We start from the raw sequence: 13,352 nt of genomic DNA on the forward strand, positions 1-13,352 counted from the left end.
AGCCCTTAGCCCGGGCGATTTTTATTATCCAGTTCCGTCGATCAGGCTTGTTCAGCCAAAATCTGTTCGGAGGTTTTCCCAAAGCGGCGCTGACGCTGATAAAAATCACTCACCGCCGCCTCAATCTGTTCCGGACCAAAATCCGGCCACAGGCAATCGCAAAAATACAATTCTGAATAGGAACACTGCCACAGTAAAAAGTTACTGATTCGAACCTCTCCCCCCGTTCGAATAAGCAGATCCAATTCCGGTAAATCAGCCAGACATGTGTGTTTGTGCAAACTGTCTTCATCCACCTCTTCCGGGGATAAATCACCAGCTCTAACCTGCTCGGCCAACTTCTGGCTGGCTTGGGCAATGTCCCAGCGGCCACCATAATCGGCGGCAATGACAAGGGTCGCCTCGCCTTCGCAGGCAATGGACTCCGCTTCCGCGATGGCGTCCTGCAGCTTGGGGCTGAAACGGTCGCGCCGTCCAATCACCCTTAAAGCAACATTCTCATCACGTAATTTGCGAGCCTCACGTCTGAGGTAGGAATAAAACAAACTCATCAGCGCCTCCACCTCTTTCGGTGGACGGCGCCAGTTTTCGCTGCTGAAAGCAAACAGAGTCAACACTTCAACCTTATGCTCGCGACAAGCCTTCAGCACAGCGCGAATTTTTTCTACGCCAGCCTTATGACCCGAGCCTCCACCCAGGCCACGCTGCTTAGCCCAGCGGTTGTTCCCATCCATGATGATGCCGATATGACGGGGCGACGTTTTCGGCGCAGTTTGCTCACTCAACAGCTTTAGCCCTATTAGATTTCCATCAAATCCGCTTCTTTCACAGACAGGGCTTTATCCACTTCAGCCACAAACTTGTCAGTGATTTTCTGGATATCATCCTGGGCGCGACGATCGTCGTCTTCGGTGATTTCTTTCTCTTTCAGCAAATCTTTCACATCGGCATTGGCATCCCGACGGATATTGCGAATGGAGATACGCGCATTCTCAGCTTCCGCACGAGCTTGCTTGATATAGCCTTTGCGGGTTTCTTCGGTCAGCGGCGGCATTGGCACGCGGATCAAGTCGCCGGTGGTTACCGGGTTCAAACCCAGATCGGATTTCATGATGGCTTTCTCGATCTCCGGCACCATGGGCTTTTCCCAAGGGCTCACAGACAACGTACGCGCATCCAGTACTGAAACGTTGGCCACCTGATTCAAAGGGGTATCGGAGCCGTAGTAATTTACGCTGACCGAATCCAGAATGCTCGGGTGCGCACGGCCGGTACGGATTTTACCGAAATTGCCAGCCAGGGCCTCGAGGCTTTTTTGCATGCGGCTTTCAGCGTCCGCTTTAATATCATTGATCATTGTCTAAAGTCTCTTGAATTAAAGTACCTTCATTGCCACCGCGAACAATGCTTACCAATGCGCCAGCTTGATCCATACGGAATACGCGCACTGGCATATCGTGTTCACGACACAGACAAATCGCAGTCAGATCCATAACCCCCAACTTTTTCTCAAGGGCTTCATCATAAGTCAATTCGTCGTATTTGGTTGCGGTCGGGTCTTTCATCGGGTCAGCGGTGTACACACCGTCAACTTTGGTTGCCTTCAATACCAACTCGGCTTCCACTTCAATGCCACGCAAGCACGCAGCGGAATCGGTAGTGAAGAACGGGTTGCCGGTACCGGCAGAAAAGATCACCACCTCACCAGATTCCAAAAAGCGAATTGCCTTACGTCGGTCATAGTGATCAACCACACCGCTCATAGGAATAGCAGACATCACGCGAGAGGAAATGTTCGAACGCTCAAGGGCATCTCGCATGGCCAGAGCATTCATAACTGTCGCCAACATCCCCATATGGTCGCCGGTGACGCGGTCCAGACCCGCAGCACTCAAAGCAGCGCCTCGAAACAGGTTACCACCACCGATAACCAGCCCTACCTGTACCCCGATACCCACAAGCTGGCCAATTTCCAATGCCATCTTATCGAGCACCTTGGGATCGATACCAAAGCCCTCTTCTCCCATCAGCTCTTCGCCGCTGAGTTTAAGCAATATACGTTTGTATTTTTTGTCTTTGGTGGGCATGGAAGACTTCCTACATTAGCCGTGGTTTGGGAGCTTGCGCCCAGAATTGGCCGTTTTCACACAAGCCACATCCTAAGCGGCTGAATTCTAACAAAAAAGGGGTGGAAGATGCGACTCCCACCCCTTTCTTATCGATGATTTTCACCATCGATCGCTAAAAAATAGCGTTTTCGGCAATTAAGACTTGGAAGCCGCTACCTGTGCAGCAACTTCAGCCGCGAAATCGGCTTCTTCAACCTCAATACCTTCACCCACTTCGAAGCGAACGAAGCCAAGCACTTCACCGCCCGCGTCTTTAACCAACTGAGCAACAGTCTGGTCAGGGTTTTTAACGAAAGGCTGCTCAACCAGGCTGGCTTCTTTCAAGAACTTCTTGATACGACCCGTCATCATCTTTTCAACGATCTCGTCAGGCTTGCCGGCCATATCTGGCTGAGCCTTGATGATGTCTTTCTCTTTCTGCAACGCTTCTTCAGGCATGTCTTCAGGACGATTCACCTGAGGGTTAACAGCCGCCACGTGCATAGATACGTCTTTAGCGACTTCGATAGTGCCTGCAGAGATAGTGGTAATCGCAGCGATACGGTTGTTAGAGTGGATGTAAGAACCCACAACACCACCGTTAGCTTCAACAACAGCAATACGGCGAACGCCGATGTTCTCACCAATTTTCTGAACCAGTGCTTCACGAGCTGAATCCAACTCACCTTCCATCAGCTTGGCAACGTCTTCGGTTTTCTCAGCGAAAGCCTTGTCCAGAACCTTAGCGGCGAAACCAGCGAAGTTTTCGTCGCGCGCCGCGAAGTCAGTTTCAGAGTTCACTTCCACCAGTACGCCGTAAGAACCGTCTTCAGCAACTTTTGCAGCAACAATGCCGTCAGCCGCTGTACGGTCAGCTTTTTTAGCTGCCTTCAGGCCAGACGCCTTACGCAGGTTTTCAATGGCTTTATCGATATCACCATCAACTTCTTTCAGTGCTTTTTTGCACTCCATCATGCCGAGGCCAGTGCGCTCGCGCAGTTCTTTTACCAAAGATGCAGAAACCGCCATGATTTTATCCTCATCAAATATTCGAAACTAAAAAATACGAAAAGGGGGCAAGCGCCCCCTTTCAGGCTGAGACTTGGTAACCCGAGTCTGCAGCCGCTGTGTTACAGCTGTGCGAGGGCTTAGCTAGCTTCGCCGTCAACCTCAACAAACTCGTCTTTGTTCGGTACGCCCTGGCTGTTAGCCGCGCCTTCCAGAACAGCATCAGCCGCAGCGGTAGCGTACAGCTTGATGGCACGGATCGCGTCATCGTTACCTGGGATTACGTGATCAACACCGATAGGATCAGAGTTAGTATCAACAACACCGAATACAGGGATACCCAGCTTGTTAGCTTCCTGGATAGCAATGCGCTCGTGCTCAACGTCGATTACGAAGATCGCGTCTGGCAGACCGCCCATATCCTTGATACCACCGATAGAACGCTCCAGCTTTTCCATCATACGAGTACGCATCAAAGCTTCTTTCTTGGTCAGCTTTTCAAAGGTACCGTCTTGACTCTGGGCTTCCAGATCACGAAAGCGCTTGATAGAAGCACGGATAGTTTTGTAGTTGGTCAGCATACCACCCAACCAGCGGTGGCTAACGTAAGGCTGGCCAGAACGCTCGGCTTGCTCTTTGATCACTTTAGAGGCAGCGCGCTTAGTACCAACGAACAGAACCTTTTTCTTTTGAGAGCCCAGCTTAGTCAAAGCAGCCAGGGCGTCATTGAACGCTGGAACGGTGTGCTCCAGGTTAATGATATGAATTTTGTTACGAGCACCAAAGATGTATTGACCCATCTTCGGGTTCCAATAGCGAGTCTGGTGACCAAAGTGGACACCAGCTTGCAGCATATCGCGCATGCTTACGGTAGGCATATGTCTAATTCCTTAGGGTTAGGCCTCCATATACCCCAGCCGCTCAACCCCATCCTGCCAAAGGAATTATGGGCACCCAAACGGATGTGACGGTATATGTGTGACGTTAAAATCATTAATTTTCCCTGCGTACTGAACACAGGGGCGCGCTTTATACCATAGCCGACCCTCAGACACCAGTCTTTTTAAGAAAAGCGCCCCAATAAGCCCCACCCCCAGAACGCCTCCGATCCCGAGGACGGCTGGTTAAGCTCTGGCGCAGGGTTTACAATAAGCCCCTTTTACATTGCCCAGCCCGTCTGCATTCAGGGGAAACCTTGGATCAAGGCGACGCAAGGGGTCTATAAGCGACACAGCAGGAATCTACTAGCCAATGCCAGTTTCTATCAAAACCCCGGAAGAAATCACCAAAATGCGCGTCGCCGGCCGTATGGCCGCCGAATGCCTGGAAATGATTGAAGATTACGTAAAGCCCGGGGTTAGCACAGCGGAGTTGGACCGTATCATCCACAACCATATTGTCGATGTTCAAGACGCCATCCCGGCTTGTCTCAACTATCGCGGTTTTCCAAAATCCATCTGCACCTCGGTAAACCATGTGATTTGCCACGGCATCCCGTCCGAGAAAAAAATCCTGAAAGAAGGCGACATCATTAATATCGATGTGACCGTGATTAAAGATGGTTATTTCGGCGATACCAGCAAGATGTATTTTGTCGGCAAGCGCAGCCCTCATATGGAACGCCTGGTGCAAGTAACCCAGGAATGCCTCTATAAAGGTATCGAGTTGGTTAAGCCTGGCACCCGACTGGGTGATATCGGTCACGTAATCCAGCAACACGCCCACGCCAACTATTACAGTGTGGTACGTGAATACTGTGGCCACGGCATCGGCAGCGAATTCCACGAAGACCCACAGGTTCTGCACTACGGCAAACCCGATACCGGCCTTGAACTCAAAGAAGGCATGACCTTTACCATTGAGCCCATGATCAATGCCGGCAAGGCCCACACCAAGCTGAAAAAAGATGGCTGGACCGTAGAAACCCGTGATGGGCGCCCCTCTGCACAATGGGAGCACACTCTGGCCGTTACCGCGACCGGAGTGGAGGTATTAACCGCGCGAACAGAAGAGAGCTTCTAAAGCACAATGAGCGATATCGACGCGATACCCTATTTTGAAAAACCCATCCTGTTTTTTGAGCAAGGCGCTTTTCGCAAACAACTGCAAAAGCGTAATGCCATCTCCGTTTTCAAAGAGGCAATCGCCGAGGTAAACGAACAATTCGATTTGCGCTTTCGCGAAGGTGAAAACATTCGCCACCTGATTTACGATCGCGCAACGTTTATCGACTGCTTGCTGCACTACGCCTGGCATTTATTTCCCTGGGGCGAAGGTGTTGCCCTACTGGCTGTGGGTGGCTACGGTCGCGGCGAACTGCACCCCTATTCCGATATCGACATTTTAATCCTGACGGAAGACGATGAGCTCCTCAATCAAGGCCCCCAGAGCAACATCGAGAACATTCAAAACTTTGTTACCTTACTCTGGGATTTAGGGCTGGCCATCGGCCACAGTGTTCGTTCGATTCCACAATGTATCGAGCTGGCCAAAGAAGACATCACCATCGCCACCAATTTGATGGAAGCCCGCACTTTGGCAGGCTCGGCGAAACTCCAGTTGCTGCTGCAAGCGCATACCAGTGCCGACAAAATCTGGACCGCCGCGGATTTTTTCCGCGCCAAGTACCAGGAGCAGTACGAGCGCCACAAAAAGCACAATCACACCGAATACAATCTGGAACCCAACATCAAGAATGCCCCGGGTGGCTTGCGTGATATCCAAACCATCAGCTGGGTGGCCAAACGCTTTTTTGGCGTAAACAACTTCAAACAGTTGGCGGGTCGCGGACTGTTTACCGATGAGGAATACAATATTCTTCTGGCCGGGGAAGAAGATTTGTGGCGAGTTCGCTACGCCTTGCATATGCTGGCGGGCCGCGCTGAAGAACGCCTGCTGTTTGACTATCAGAAAGAAATTGCCAAGCTACTCGGCTATCAGGACGATACGCGATTGGGCGTAGAACATTTCATGCGCTGGTACTACCGCACCGTTCTCGCGCTGCGCGAAGTGAACGATGTAATGCTGCACTATTTGGATGAAGTTATTCTGCAGGCCGGGCAGCACAGCCAAGCTACAACCATTAACGATCGCTTCCAGCGCGTTGACAACTATATTGAAGTCACCCACGAAAAAGTTTTTGCGCAAAACCCATCAGCCCTGCTGGAAATTTTTGTTTTACTGGGCCTGGATCGCAGCCTGGTGGGCGTGCGTGCCAGCACCATTCGACTGATTCGCGAGCACCGCCACCTGATTGATGACGAATACCGCAACAACCCAGACAATCAACATTTGTTTTTAACCCTCCTGCGCTCGCCAGTCGGTCTGGTTACCCAGCTGCGCCGCATGAAGCGCTATGGCGTTCTGGGTTTGTATTTGCCGGAATTTGGCCGAGTGACCGGCCAGATGCAACACGACCTCTTCCACATTTACACGGTTGACGCTCACACTTTATTGGTCATTAAATTCATGCGCCGTTTCCGTGACGCCGATGCAGCGGAACGCTTCCCAATTGCAAGCCATGTCATGAGGCGCCTGCCCAAGCAAGAACTGCTGTACATCGCCGGCCTCTACCATGATATTGCCAAAGGCCGAGGCGGAGATCACTCCGAACTGGGCGCGGTGGATGCCAGGGAGTTCTGCGAACGCCACGGTCTGAGCAAACGAGAAACTCGCCTGATTGCCTGGTTGGTTGAAAAGCACTTACTGATGTCTACAGTGTCTCAAAAACAAGACATCAGCGACCCAGAAGTCATTCATAATTTTGCGCTGGAAGTTGGCGACCAAACTCGCCTGGACTATCTCTATGCTTTAACCGTGGCAGACATGAATGCCACCAACCCAGATGTCTGGAACAGCTGGCGAGCCAGCCTGATGCGCCAACTCTACATCGAAACCAAACGCGCCTTGCGTCGAGGCTTGGAAAATCCTGTTGATGCCCAAGAACTGCTCGAAGAAACGCGCAGCAACGCCCTGGTCAAGTTGGCTGACAAAGGCATCAATGAAGCCCAGGCGCAATCTTTCTGGAAAGATATGGACGATGAATACTTCCTGCGAGAAAGTTACATTGATATCGCCCTGCAAACCGAAGCCATTTTAGAACACCGACAACACGCCGATGACAACGAACCCCTGATTATCATCAGCGAAACGACGACCCATGGCTATGAAGGTGCAACTCAGGTATTTTTGCGGGTTAAAGACCAAGCGAATATTTTTGCGGCCTCGGCCATTGCGTTTACCCAATTAGGTTTAAGCATTGTTGACGCTCGGATTTATACCGACTCCAGTGGCTATACCATCGATACCTTTTATGTACTCGATGAAAATGGCAATTTCCTGGGGGATAACGAAGCCAGCAAACATAAGATTCATCAAGCTCTGAAAGATGAACTTGCCTTGGTAAATGAATACTCAGACATCATCAAACGCCGCACACCGCGTGAGATGAAATATTTTGCGATGCCCACTCGCACATCGATCAACACCGATTTTCGCAGCGGCCATACTGTGCTTGAAGTCACCAGTGCGGACCGCCCAGGCTTTCTGGCCATCATCGCTGAGGTCTTTACGGAGTTTGGCATCCAACTGCTGAACGCAAAAATCACCACCTTGGGCGAACGAGTGGAAGATGTCTTCTTTATCAGTAATGCCCAGGGCCAACCGCTGAGCGACCCCAAACTCTGTGAAGATTTGCAGGCCACCATATGTCGACGCTTAGATCGACAGGTGCAGAAAGAAGCCAGTTAAATCGCTCACATCCATGACAACAATAAAACACCATAGCTATGAATCCGGATCTCAAAAAACTGCAACCCTACCCTTTTGAAAAGCTTGCCGAGTTAAAAGCCGCCGTAACTGCACCGGCACAGAAAAGCCCAATTGCGTTATCCATTGGCGAGCCCAAACATCAGCCGCCAGCGTTTGTGTTGCAAACCCTGCAGGACAATCTGGATAAGCTGGCCAATTATCCGGCCACAAAGGGCATTCTCGACTTGCGCCAGGCGATTGCCGCCTGGCTCGAGAGTCGCTTCCAGCTCAATAGCAACAGCTTGGATCCTGAGCAACAGATTTTGCCGGTGAATGGCACCCGCGAAGCCCTCTTTGCTTTTGTGCAAGCTGTAGTTAATCGTGAGCAAGTCGCGCCCCTGGTTCTTTGCCCGAACCCTTTTTACCAGATTTATGAAGGTGCTGCTTTGCTGGCCGGCGCCGAACCGCATTTTTTAAACTGTACAGCGGACAATCAGTACCTGCCTGATTTTGATCAGGTCAGCGCGGAAACCTGGCAGCGTTGCCAGTTGTTATTTATTTGCACACCGGGCAATCCTACGGGCGCGGTCATGCGTAGTGAGCTGTTGCAAAAGCTGATTCGACTGGCCGACGAATACGACTTCATCATTGCCAGCGACGAGTGCTACAGCGAGCTGTATTTTGACGAAAACAATCCGCCGCCAGGATTGCTGCAAGCGTGTAAAGACATGGGACGCCACGACTATCGACGTTGCGTGGTCTTTCACAGCCTCTCCAAGCGATCGAACTTACCAGGGCTGCGCTCAGGTTTTGTCGCCGGTGACGCAAACATCATTCAACCGTTCTTACGCTACCGCACGTATCACGGCTGCGCCATGGCCCTGCCCAATCAGGTCGCCAGTGTCGCCGCCTGGCAAGACGAAGCTCATGTCCGCCAAAATCGTCAGGCTTATCAGGAAAAGTTTTCGGCCGTCCTGGATATCCTGGGGAATAAACTCGACGTCAAAAAACCCGACGCCGGTTTTTATCTTTGGCCCAATGTGCAGGGCTGCGATAAAAACTTCGCGCAGCAACTGTTTGCCGAACAACATATCACCGTATTGCCGGGGCAGTTTTTGGCACGCGACAGCCAGGGCATCAATCCAGGCAGCCAACACGTGCGAATGGCACTTGTAGCCCCGCTGGCCGAATGCATCGATGCGGCCGAACGCATTGTTGAATTTGTTTCCACTTGATTCCGTTACAGGATGCTCTCTGAATGCTAAAGAAAGAACGCGCTGCCTATGTCTTGCAACGCTTGCAAAAGGAATACCCGACACCGCCGATTCCTTTGGATCACAAAGACCCTTACACCTTACTGGTGGCGGTATTGCTGTCAGCTCAGTGCACAGACGAACGCGTCAATCAGGTCACACCGGCCCTATGGGAACTGGCGGACAATCCCTATGACATGGCCAAACAAACCGTCGAAGACATCAAGGCCATTATTCGCCCATGCGGTCTGTCACCGCAAAAATCCAAAGCGATTGCCAAACTGTCACAAATACTGGTGGAAGAGCACGACGGCGAAGTGCCCGCCGATATGGATGCTTTGGAAAGATTACCCGGCGTAGGCCACAAGACAGCCGGCGTCGTCATGGCTCAAGCCTTCGATGTCCCCAGCTTTCCGGTCGATACTCATATTCATCGACTGGCACAACGCTGGGGGCTGACCAACGGCCAAAATGTTGCCCAGACCGAAAAAGACCTCAAACGCCTGTTTCCCGAAGCCGCCTGGAATGCCCTGCATTTACAGATTATTTACTGGGGGCGTGAATTCTGCTCTGCCAGAGGGTGCGACGGTACGGTCTGTGAAATCTGTCGCACCTGCTACCCAACGCGCAAAAACCCAAAAATCACCTTAAAAGCGTAACTTCGCAAGCCATTATTGGATCAATGACCCTATGCAAAACAACATCATCAACAAACCCGAACACGTTCCGGCAAAGACCTCAACCCTGGCGATTGTCAGCCTGGTTTTCGGTATTTTAGGTTTGTTTTTTATCGGTTCTTTGGTTGGCATTATCACAGGCCATCTCGCCCGCTCGGAGATTCGCAAGAGCGAAGGCCGCCTGGAGGGCGACGCCCTCGCCCTGACGGGCCTGATTACTGGTTATATCGGCTTTATCCTGGCGTTTATCTGGGTTGCCCTGCTTGGTGGACTTGCCATCCTGGCCGCCCTGTTCGGCTAATCAGCCTCTTCCGGTCAATGGACAAGAAATCCCACACCGGGGCTACAAGGCGCCCTCGGGTATTTGCTATGCTTAGCCCCTTTTTACGACAACATTTGCGTGACAAGCAGGTACGCACTGACTCTTAGGGAACTGAAATATGGCCATCACCCTCTATGGCATCCCCAATTGCGACACGGTTAAAAAAGCCCGCAACTGGTTGGACAAAGAAAACATCGACTACCAATTCCACGACTTTCGCAAAGACGGACTGGAATCGGCTCAGGTTGAACAATGGATTAAGGAGCTGGGCTGGGAAACTCTGGTGAATAAACGCAGCACCAGCTGGAAAGCCCTGGATGACAACCAGCGCCAGAACATGGACGCCAACACGGCCTTAGCCGCCATTTTGGAAAGCCCAACCCTGATCAAGAGACCACTGCTGGATAATGGCAAGAGCCGCAATGTCGGCTTTAAAGCGGCAGACTACGAACACATCCTGAAGGCCTGACCTCGGACCCATATAAAACGGCAATAAATACATAGGAAACACCATGAGCAATCTATACAGCGTCGGCCTTGGCGTCGGCACTCAAAATCAAAACGGTGAATGGCTGGAAGTCTTTTATCCGGCCCCACTACTCAATGCCGATGCCGCTATGGGCGATGCCCTGGCAGCCGCTGGCTATCAGGGCGGCAATGCGGCACTTGAGATCGACACCCAGGTCATGGCTGATTTGGCAGCGACATTAAAAAATACGGGTCAGGAAGAACAGGCCAATATCGCGGAACAGTTGAGCAACAGCGAACGTCCTCTGGTATTAACGGTACTGGCAGAAGACAACGCCCCTGCCAGCACCCCCGAGGCCTACTTAAAGCTACACTTGATCTCTCATCGCCTGGTAAAACCTCACGGTACGGATCTTTCCGGTATCTTTGGCCTGCTGCCCAATGTGGCCTGGACCAACGAAGGCGCCATCGATTTGGCCGAGTTGCCTGAGCGGCAATTGCAAGCTCGCCTGAAAGGTCAGTTATTGGAAGTATCCTGTGTCGACAAATTCCCAAAAATGAGCAACTACGTTGTGCCAGCCGGTGTCCGTATTGCTCACACCGCTCGGGTGCGCTTGGGTGCTTATCTGGGCGAAGGCACCACCATCATGCACGAAGGCTTTGTAAACTTTAATGCTGGTACTGAAGGCCCCGGTATGATCGAAGGTCGCGTGTCGGCCGGCGTAATGATTGGCGCGGGCTCCGATCTGGGTGGTAGCGCCTCGACCATGGGCACCCTATCCGGCGGTGGCAATATTATTATCTCGGTAGGCAAAGAATGTTTACTGGGCGCCAACGCCGGCATTGGTATTCCACTGGGCGATCGCTGTACCGTTGAAGCAGGTTTGTACATCACGGCTGGCACCAAAGTCCAACTGTTGGATGACCAGGGCCAAAAAGTTGAGGACGTTAAAGCCCGCGATTTAGCTGGCAAATCGGATCTGTTGTTTCGACGCAATTCCAGCACAGGCGCCGTTGAATGCCGCACCAATAAAAACGCGATTGCCCTGAACGAAGAGCTGCACGCAAACAACTAAGCAGCCTATTTCATACCAAGCCCCGATCCTTACATCACATCGGGGCTTTGTTTTTAAAGCCGTTCCATCAGGCTGAAGAGCCAGAGGCTTGAGACAAAGCCAACACCTAGCAAGAGAAGACTATGAGCCATTCCCCCACCCTCCAACTCGCCATGGATTTAATCAGCCGCCCTTCGGTCACCCCCGAAGATGAAGGCTGCCAAGCCTTAATGTGTGAACGCCTGGCTGCACTGGGTTTCACCATTCACAATCTTCGTTTCGGAGAGGTGGATAACTTCTGGGCCATTCGCGGTGATGAGGGCCCAATCTTTGCCTTTGCCGGCCACACGGATGTTGTCCCTACAGGCCCCGAAAGCAATTGGCAACGACCGCCGTTTGAACCCGTCATCGAGAACGATATGCTTTACGGTCGCGGTGCGGCCGATATGAAAGGCAGCCTGGCCGCCATGGTGGTAGCGGTTGAAAACTTTATTAGCCAACACCCCGACCACACGGGGCGCCTTGCCTTTTTGATTACCTCTGATGAAGAAGGCCCCGCCATTAATGGCACCGTAAAAGTGGTTGAATGGCTGGAAGAAAGAGAAGAAAAAATCACCTGGTGTTTGGTCGGCGAACCGTCCAGTACTGATCAGGTGGGCGACGTTATTAAAAACGGCCGCCGCGGCTCCTTAGGGTGTGAGCTGAAAGTGAAGGGCATCCAAGGTCATGTTGCCTACCCTCATTTGGCTCGCAACCCTATTCATCAGGCCGCACCTGCCCTGGCCGAACTCGCAGCCGAAGAATGGGATCAAGGCAACGATTTTTTCCCGGCCACCAGTTTTCAAATTTCCAATATCAATGGCGGCACCGGTGCAACCAATGTCATCCCTGGTGATGTCGATGTAGTGTTTAATTTCCGCTTCTCGACTGAACTGAACGAAGAACAATTGCGTCAGCGCAGTGAAGCCATTTTGGACAAACATCAGCTTGAGTACGATATCAACTGGAAGCTCAGCGGCCACCCCTTTCTTACGCCCGAAGGCCCATTGGTGGACGCCGCCGTCAAAGCCATCAAAGACGTATGTGATATCGACACCGAACTGTCTACGGCAGGAGGCACTTCGGACGGTCGCTTCATTGCGCCAACCGGTGCTCAAGTGCTTGAACTCGGTCCGGTGAACGCCACCATTCACAAAGTGGATGAATGTGTTTGTGCCAGTGATCTGGATCAACTTCAGGAAGTGTATCTTGGCTTGCTGAAAAACCTGCTCACCTAAACGCCTCACCGAAGCTTTTCGCAATCACTTCCCGCTCGGATACATTGGTCAGTGGTGAATGGGGCTAATAAAACCTCATTCACCACTGACCGGTATTCTTCGACCGCGCATCACAAGGTTTTAAGAATTTTCTGGCTGTAACATAGCAGTCACATTCCCCACCTATATTAGCCAGCATCGAGATTGAGACAGGAAAAGAACGATGTCTGAGCAAGAGGCCAAACCGCCAAATGCCAAAGTGATTCCCTTCCCCCGTCGCAATTTCCACGGAGCCGCCATCATTGATGAAGATGGTACGGAAACGCCAATCACTGAGGCCATGGTTGATGAAGCGATTGATCGCCTTATTAATTATTTACCCAACTGGTTGCACCCGTTATCGGCGCCGGCAAATACTTGAACTTAATTAGGAATGTACGTCCTCTTTAAGTGCAG

Annotated in this window: 14 protein-coding genes; 9 read left to right on the top strand and 5 right to left on the bottom strand. The window is 51.7% G+C overall.

All coding sequences use genetic code 11. The annotated features are described in order from the left end of the window. Positions 1 to 41: 41 nt before the first annotated feature. From uppS to rpsB, 5 genes are all read right to left on the bottom strand, one after another. Positions 42 to 785, bottom strand: a complete 744-nt coding sequence (uppS, locus tag ABWW03_RS14010) for a polyprenyl diphosphate synthase (RefSeq protein WP_353409129.1) — start codon at positions 783 to 785, stop codon at positions 42 to 44. Between the two features lie 14 nt (positions 786 to 799). Continuing rightward, positions 800 to 1,357 carry a ribosome recycling factor gene (gene frr / locus ABWW03_RS14015; protein WP_353409131.1) on the bottom strand — a complete coding sequence of 186 codons (558 nt, stop codon included), beginning with the start codon at positions 1,355 to 1,357 and terminating at the stop codon, positions 800 to 802. Next, a complete protein-coding gene (gene pyrH / locus ABWW03_RS14020; RefSeq protein ID WP_353409133.1) occupies positions 1,347 to 2,087 on the bottom strand; it encodes a UMP kinase in 741 nt (246 codons plus the stop codon). The genes frr and pyrH overlap by 11 nt, the downstream gene beginning before the upstream one ends. 177 nt (positions 2,088 to 2,264) lie before the next feature. Continuing rightward, positions 2,265 to 3,137 carry a translation elongation factor Ts gene (gene tsf, locus ABWW03_RS14025; protein WP_353409135.1) on the bottom strand — a complete coding sequence of 291 codons (873 nt, stop codon included), beginning with the start codon at positions 3,135 to 3,137 and terminating at the stop codon, positions 2,265 to 2,267. A 119-nt stretch (positions 3,138 to 3,256) separates the two neighbouring features. Continuing rightward, on the bottom strand, positions 3,257 to 3,994 hold the full coding sequence (gene rpsB, locus ABWW03_RS14030; RefSeq protein ID WP_353409137.1) for a 30S ribosomal protein S2: 738 nt from the start codon (positions 3,992 to 3,994) through the stop codon (positions 3,257 to 3,259). Positions 3,995 to 4,367: 373 nt separating this feature from the next. Between rpsB and map the strand changes: the two genes are divergently transcribed. The 9 genes from map (at position 4,368) to ABWW03_RS14075 (ending at position 13,317) form a co-directional block, all read left to right on the top strand. Next, complete coding sequence (gene map / locus ABWW03_RS14035) at positions 4,368 to 5,138, top strand: type I methionyl aminopeptidase (RefSeq protein WP_353409139.1); 771 nt, start codon at positions 4,368 to 4,370, stop codon at positions 5,136 to 5,138. A gap of 6 nt (positions 5,139 to 5,144) precedes the next feature. Then, positions 5,145 to 7,865: a [protein-PII] uridylyltransferase gene (locus ABWW03_RS14040; RefSeq protein ID WP_353409141.1), complete on the top strand. Its 2,721-nt coding sequence runs from the start codon at positions 5,145 to 5,147 to the stop codon at positions 7,863 to 7,865. A 38-nt stretch (positions 7,866 to 7,903) separates the two neighbouring features. Then, positions 7,904 to 9,100 (top strand): succinyldiaminopimelate transaminase, encoded by a 1,197-nt coding sequence (dapC, locus tag ABWW03_RS14045; RefSeq protein ID WP_353409143.1) that lies wholly within the window; start codon positions 7,904 to 7,906, stop codon positions 9,098 to 9,100. 23 nt (positions 9,101 to 9,123) lie between these two features. Further along, a complete protein-coding gene (nth, locus tag ABWW03_RS14050; protein WP_353409145.1) occupies positions 9,124 to 9,777 on the top strand; it encodes an endonuclease III in 654 nt (217 codons plus the stop codon). A gap of 31 nt (positions 9,778 to 9,808) precedes the next feature. Then, the gene (locus tag ABWW03_RS14055; RefSeq protein ID WP_353409147.1) at positions 9,809 to 10,096 is read left to right on the top strand and encodes a DUF4190 domain-containing protein; all 288 of its coding nucleotides are present in this window, start codon (positions 9,809 to 9,811) and stop codon (positions 10,094 to 10,096) included. A gap of 139 nt (positions 10,097 to 10,235) precedes the next feature. Further along, entirely contained in the window at positions 10,236 to 10,586 is a 351-nt protein-coding gene (locus tag ABWW03_RS14060) for an ArsC family reductase (RefSeq protein ID WP_353409149.1), read from the top strand. Positions 10,587 to 10,629: 43 nt separating this feature from the next. Further along, complete coding sequence (dapD, locus tag ABWW03_RS14065) at positions 10,630 to 11,661, top strand: 2,3,4,5-tetrahydropyridine-2,6-dicarboxylate N-succinyltransferase (RefSeq protein WP_353409151.1); 1,032 nt, start codon at positions 10,630 to 10,632, stop codon at positions 11,659 to 11,661. Between the two features lie 122 nt (positions 11,662 to 11,783). Continuing rightward, positions 11,784 to 12,917, top strand: a complete 1,134-nt coding sequence (gene dapE, locus ABWW03_RS14070; RefSeq protein ID WP_353409153.1) for a succinyl-diaminopimelate desuccinylase — start codon at positions 11,784 to 11,786, stop codon at positions 12,915 to 12,917. Between the two features lie 202 nt (positions 12,918 to 13,119). Further along, on the top strand, positions 13,120 to 13,317 hold the full coding sequence (locus tag ABWW03_RS14075; RefSeq protein WP_353409155.1) for a PA1571 family protein: 198 nt from the start codon (positions 13,120 to 13,122) through the stop codon (positions 13,315 to 13,317). Positions 13,318 to 13,352 lie beyond the last annotated feature (35 nt).

Origin of the sequence: Pseudoteredinibacter isoporae (genome assembly GCF_040372805.1) — a bacterium.
GTDB lineage: Bacteria > Pseudomonadota > Gammaproteobacteria > Pseudomonadales > Cellvibrionaceae > Pseudoteredinibacter > Pseudoteredinibacter isoporae_A.

Coding starts and splice junctions, on each gene's coding strand:
- frr (WP_353409131.1), bottom strand. CDS start 1,357: ATGATCAATGATATTAAAGCGGACGCTGAAAGCCGCATGCAAAAAAGC.
- pyrH (WP_353409133.1), bottom strand. CDS start 2,087: ATGCCCACCAAAGACAAAAAATACAAACGTATATTGCTTAAACTCAGC.
- tsf (WP_353409135.1), bottom strand. CDS start 3,137: ATGGCGGTTTCTGCATCTTTGGTAAAAGAACTGCGCGAGCGCACTGGC.
- rpsB (WP_353409137.1), bottom strand. CDS start 3,994: ATGCCTACCGTAAGCATGCGCGATATGCTGCAAGCTGGTGTCCACTTT.
- map (WP_353409139.1), top strand. CDS start 4,368: ATGCCAGTTTCTATCAAAACCCCGGAAGAAATCACCAAAATGCGCGTC.
- ABWW03_RS14040 (WP_353409141.1), top strand. CDS start 5,145: ATGAGCGATATCGACGCGATACCCTATTTTGAAAAACCCATCCTGTTT.
- dapC (WP_353409143.1), top strand. CDS start 7,904: ATGAATCCGGATCTCAAAAAACTGCAACCCTACCCTTTTGAAAAGCTT.
- nth (WP_353409145.1), top strand. CDS start 9,124: ATGCTAAAGAAAGAACGCGCTGCCTATGTCTTGCAACGCTTGCAAAAG.
- ABWW03_RS14055 (WP_353409147.1), top strand. CDS start 9,809: ATGCAAAACAACATCATCAACAAACCCGAACACGTTCCGGCAAAGACC.
- ABWW03_RS14060 (WP_353409149.1), top strand. CDS start 10,236: ATGGCCATCACCCTCTATGGCATCCCCAATTGCGACACGGTTAAAAAA.
- dapD (WP_353409151.1), top strand. CDS start 10,630: ATGAGCAATCTATACAGCGTCGGCCTTGGCGTCGGCACTCAAAATCAA.
- dapE (WP_353409153.1), top strand. CDS start 11,784: ATGAGCCATTCCCCCACCCTCCAACTCGCCATGGATTTAATCAGCCGC.
- ABWW03_RS14075 (WP_353409155.1), top strand. CDS start 13,120: ATGTCTGAGCAAGAGGCCAAACCGCCAAATGCCAAAGTGATTCCCTTC.